This is a genomic window from Trebonia sp., assembly GCF_049794275.1.
Classification (GTDB): Bacteria; Actinomycetota; Actinomycetes; order Streptosporangiales; family Streptosporangiaceae; genus Trebonia.
On sequence record NZ_JBARCR010000285.1, the window covers coordinates 1 to 3,831 of the forward strand.

A 3,831-nucleotide genomic window follows, 5' to 3' on the forward strand; every position below is an offset into this window, starting at 1 on the left:
GCACCGCGACTTCGTGGTGCGAGACACGCTCGTCCCAGCGGCTGAGTGCCGCCTGGGCCGCGTCCTCGATCACCGCCTGCTCGTAGTCGTCCCCCGCGAACCCGCGAACCGCGTCCAGGTCCGCGAACCAGGTAATGGAGGTGAAGGCGATCTCCCCGCCTTCGTCCCTGCGCAGCAGCTGGGCGCCGCGGAACCCGTTCACCGCCGTCAGGTGCTCGCTAACCTCTGTCTCGTAGTGACGCTGATAGTCGTCAGCCCGTCCCGGTGGCGCCCACCCGCGCCAAATTCGCGCGATCATGCACCCCTCCTCATCAGTGTTGTCCTCCGCTTTGTTCCTGTTTTCTGTCGTCAGGACGACAGAAAACAGGAACAAATAGCAGACTGGACGCTCGAGCGCAAGCGCCCCGTCCTCACTGTGTGGATAACTGAAGCGTTTTCCACAGGCAGACGGGTCGACAAACCGCGAGCAGCATCATTGGCCGACCGTGTTGTCATGACCCCACAGTGCGAATCACCGATGGCGCTTGATGATCTCTTGGCCTGGCAGGACGGCGTACTTGATACCAGGTCGGCGCTCGACTACCTTTCCCCGGCCGCGCTTCGCTGGCAGCTGACCTCTGGGCGCTGGCAGCAGCCGTGCCGCGGGATCGTCGTGGCACATTCTGGTCCGCTGACCCCGCAGCAGACACTTCGCATTGCGGCGTTGTGGGCGGGGAAAGGTGCGGCGCTCGCCGGACTCACGGCCGCGCGCCTCCAGGGTTTCCGCGGTTTCGATGAAAAGGCCAGCTCGATTCATCTCCTAATACCGGCGAGGGCACGCCACGCAGTTCGGTCCATCCAACCGTCATTGCCGCTGGTCGTGCACTACTCGAGGAATCTGGCGCCTGCGGACATCCACCCGGCCAGGCAGCCACCACAGACGAGGATCGCTCGGTCGCTCGTGGACGCTGCGGCATGGATGGGGACCGACCGCGGTGCTCAGGCTGTGCTCGCAGCTGGAGTCCAGCAACGACTGGTACGCGTCACCGACCTTGTGGCCGAGCTTGACCGCAACGAGCGCCTGCACCGGCGCAAGATCATCAGCCAGACGCTAGGCGATATAGCGGGCGGCGCGCACGCCCTGTCCGAACTCGACTTCACGAGTCTCGTGGTGCGCCAGTTCAAACTGCCCGCACCCGACCGGCAGGTACCGCTGCGCGACGCGCATGGACGCCGGAGATGGCTCGATGCGGTCTGGGAGAAGGCCCAGCTGGTTGTCGAGATCGACGGGGCTGGTCACATCGACGTGCGCACCTACTGGGATGACATGGACCGCGGCAATGGCCTCCAACTCGAGCATTACCGCGTGCTGCGTTTCCCGGCCTGGGTGGTCCGCTACCAGCCGGACTACGTGGCCGCCCAAATCCGTCAGGCCCTCTGTGAGGCTGAATACTCATGCTAGGCAGTGCTTTGTTCCTGTTTTCTGTCGTCAGGACGACAGAAAACAGGAACAAAGCGAAGGAACTACGATGTCTGGTATGGGATCTGACCGCTCGCTAGCGACGGGCGAAGAAGTCGTTGCTATCTTGCATCCGCACTGGAAGACGCTGGTGCGGCCCATCCTGCTGACGTTTGTCGTGGTGGCTGTGCTGCTTATCGGGGAGGTGCTCATCCCGGCCAGCAGGGCAGCCGACGGCGAACGGCTGGCGCTGGCGGTCGTGGCCATTGTGCTGCTCATGTGGTGCCTGACGATTCCGCTGCTCAGGTGGCGTACGACCGCATATGAGCTGACCACCAGGCGGCTGCGGCTCCGGGACGGGATCATCGCGCGCAACGGCCGGGATATCCCGCTGTCCCGGATTACCGACGTCTCGTTCCGCAAGGGGCCGCTGGACCGGCTGCTCGGCAGCGGCACGCTGGTCGTGGAGTCGGCGGGCGAGCATGGCCAGCTAAGACTCACCGAGATCCCGAACGCGGAACGAGTCCAGGCAACGCTGTTCCAGCTCGTCGAGGACGAGCGGGCCCGCGCCGACCGGGACGACTCGCACGCCACGGGCCCGTAACGCCGCACACCATGGACTAGCCTTCAGCGCTGTGGACTATGACGGCATCACCGTGCGCAAGGACACTGGCGTTGACCACGTCGCGGAGATCGTGCTCGACCGCCCGGACGCGCTCAACGCGCTGAACACCGCGATGGCTGAGTCCATCGCCGAAGCCTGCGCGGACCTGGGCGGCGACCCCGGCGTCAGGGCGGTCGTGCTCAGCGCCGCGGGGACAAAGGCCTTCTGCGCGGGCGCGGACCTTAAGGAACGCAACGCCATGACCGACGCGCAGATCCTGCGGCAGCGCGAGGTGTTCCGCGCGGCGTTCGGCGGGGTGCGAGACCTGCCCCAGCCCACGGTGGCCGCCGTGCACGGCTACGCGCTCGGCGGCGGCTGCGAGTTCGCGATGAGCTGCGACATCATCGTGGCGGACGAGAACGCGGTGTTCGGCCTGCCCGAGGTCACCGTCGGCCTGGTACCCGGCGGCGGCGGGACGCAGCTGGCGCTGAGGAGGCTGGGCACCGGGCTGGCCGCCGACCTCATCCTCACCGGCCGCCGCGTCACCATCGACGAGGCGTACAACATCGGGCTCGTCGCCCGTCGCGTCCCGGCCGGCGAGGCGAGGGCCACGGCCATCGAGGTGGCCACGACGATCGCGAAGAACTCGCCGGTAGCGGTCAAGGCCGCGAAGCGGGCGCTGCGCAACGGCTGGGGCGTCCCGCTGGACCCGGCGCTCGACATCGAGGACGCCGCCTGGCGTACCGCGGCGCTGTCCGCCGACCGGCGGGAGGGCATCGCGGCGTTCGCGGAAAAGCGCGCCCCGCGCTGGCCAGGCGAATAAGCCCCGCAAGCGAGCCGGGTGGCCAGGGCGTTGCCGCGGCGGATTAGCCTGGAACCGTGAGTTGGGAACTTCCGGCGAAGATCTCGCTGCGCGAGGTCGGTCCACGCGACGGTCTGCAGAACGAGGACCCCATCCCCACGGACGCCAAGGTGGCCCTGGTGGACACGCTGTCACGCACCGGGGTGGCGCGGATCGAGGCGGTGTCGTTCGTCAGGCCGACGGCGATTCCGCAGATGGCCGACGCGGACGAGGTGTGGTCGCGGATCAAGAGGGCGCCGAACGTGCGCTACTCCGCCCTGGTGCCGAACCTGCGCGGCGCCGTCCGCGCGCTGGACACCGGGGTCAGGGAGCTGGAGGTCGTCGTCTCGGCCTCGGAGACCCACAACCTGAAGAACGTGAACAGGACCACGGAAGAATCGCTCGACGAGATCGCGGCGATCATCGACATGGCGCACCTGCGCGACGCGACCGTTCAGGTGATCGTCGCTACCGCCTGGGGTTGCCCGTACGAGGGTGATGTGCCTGTCGAGCGGGTCGTCAAGGTCGCGTCGAGGGCCGTCCGCGACGGGGCGGACTCGGCGTCGTTCGGCGACACGACGGGGATGGCGACGCCGACCCGGGTACGCGCGCTGGTGGGCGCGTTCCGCGGTGCGAATCCCGAGACGTCGCTGAACCTGCACTTCCACAACACCCGCGGCACCGGGCTCGCCAACGTGCTCGCCGCGCTCGAGCTGGGCGTGGCGGACTTCGACGCCTCGGTGGGCGGGCTCGGCGGCTGCCCCTACGCCCCCGGCGCCACCGGCAACATCGCCACCGAGGAACTGGTGCACATGGTCGAGGACATGGGCATCGACACCGGCATCGACCTCGAGGCGATGATCGAGGCTGCCGCCGAGGCCGAGCGCGCGGTCGGCCATACGCTGCCGTCGCAGGTGCTGCGGGCCGGCCCGCGCACCCGCACGATCC

At 68.0% G+C, this 3,831-nt stretch carries 5 protein-coding genes; 4 read left to right on the plus strand and 1 reads right to left on the minus strand.

Translation table 11 applies throughout. The features are described from left to right. Positions 1-298 (minus strand): antibiotic biosynthesis monooxygenase family protein (locus WA805_RS08030; protein ID WP_425242018.1); only part of this gene is annotated, 298 nt, incomplete at its 3' end. Positions 299-517: 219 nt separating this feature from the next. On the opposite strand from WA805_RS08030, the gene WA805_RS08035 reads away from it, so the two are divergent. From WA805_RS08035 to WA805_RS08050, 4 genes are all read left to right on the plus strand, one after another. Then, positions 518-1,441 (plus strand): DUF559 domain-containing protein, encoded by a 924-nt coding sequence (locus tag WA805_RS08035; RefSeq protein ID WP_422326038.1) that lies wholly within the window; start codon positions 518-520, stop codon positions 1,439-1,441. 76 nt (positions 1,442-1,517) lie between these two features. Then, positions 1,518-2,042, plus strand: a complete 525-nt coding sequence (locus WA805_RS08040) for a PH domain-containing protein (protein ID WP_422289035.1) — start codon at positions 1,518-1,520, stop codon at positions 2,040-2,042. 31 nt (positions 2,043-2,073) lie between these two features. After that, positions 2,074-2,865 carry an enoyl-CoA hydratase/isomerase family protein gene (locus WA805_RS08045; RefSeq protein WP_422282195.1) on the plus strand — a complete coding sequence of 264 codons (792 nt, stop codon included), beginning with the start codon at positions 2,074-2,076 and terminating at the stop codon, positions 2,863-2,865. 56 nt (positions 2,866-2,921) lie between these two features. Further along, the coding region (locus WA805_RS08050; protein WP_425242019.1) for a hydroxymethylglutaryl-CoA lyase at positions 2,922-3,831 on the plus strand (910 nt) is incomplete at its 3' end.

Coding starts and splice junctions, on each gene's coding strand:
- WA805_RS08035 (WP_422326038.1), top strand. CDS start 518: ATGGCGCTTGATGATCTCTTGGCCTGGCAGGACGGCGTACTTGATACC.
- WA805_RS08040 (WP_422289035.1), top strand. CDS start 1,518: ATGGGATCTGACCGCTCGCTAGCGACGGGCGAAGAAGTCGTTGCTATC.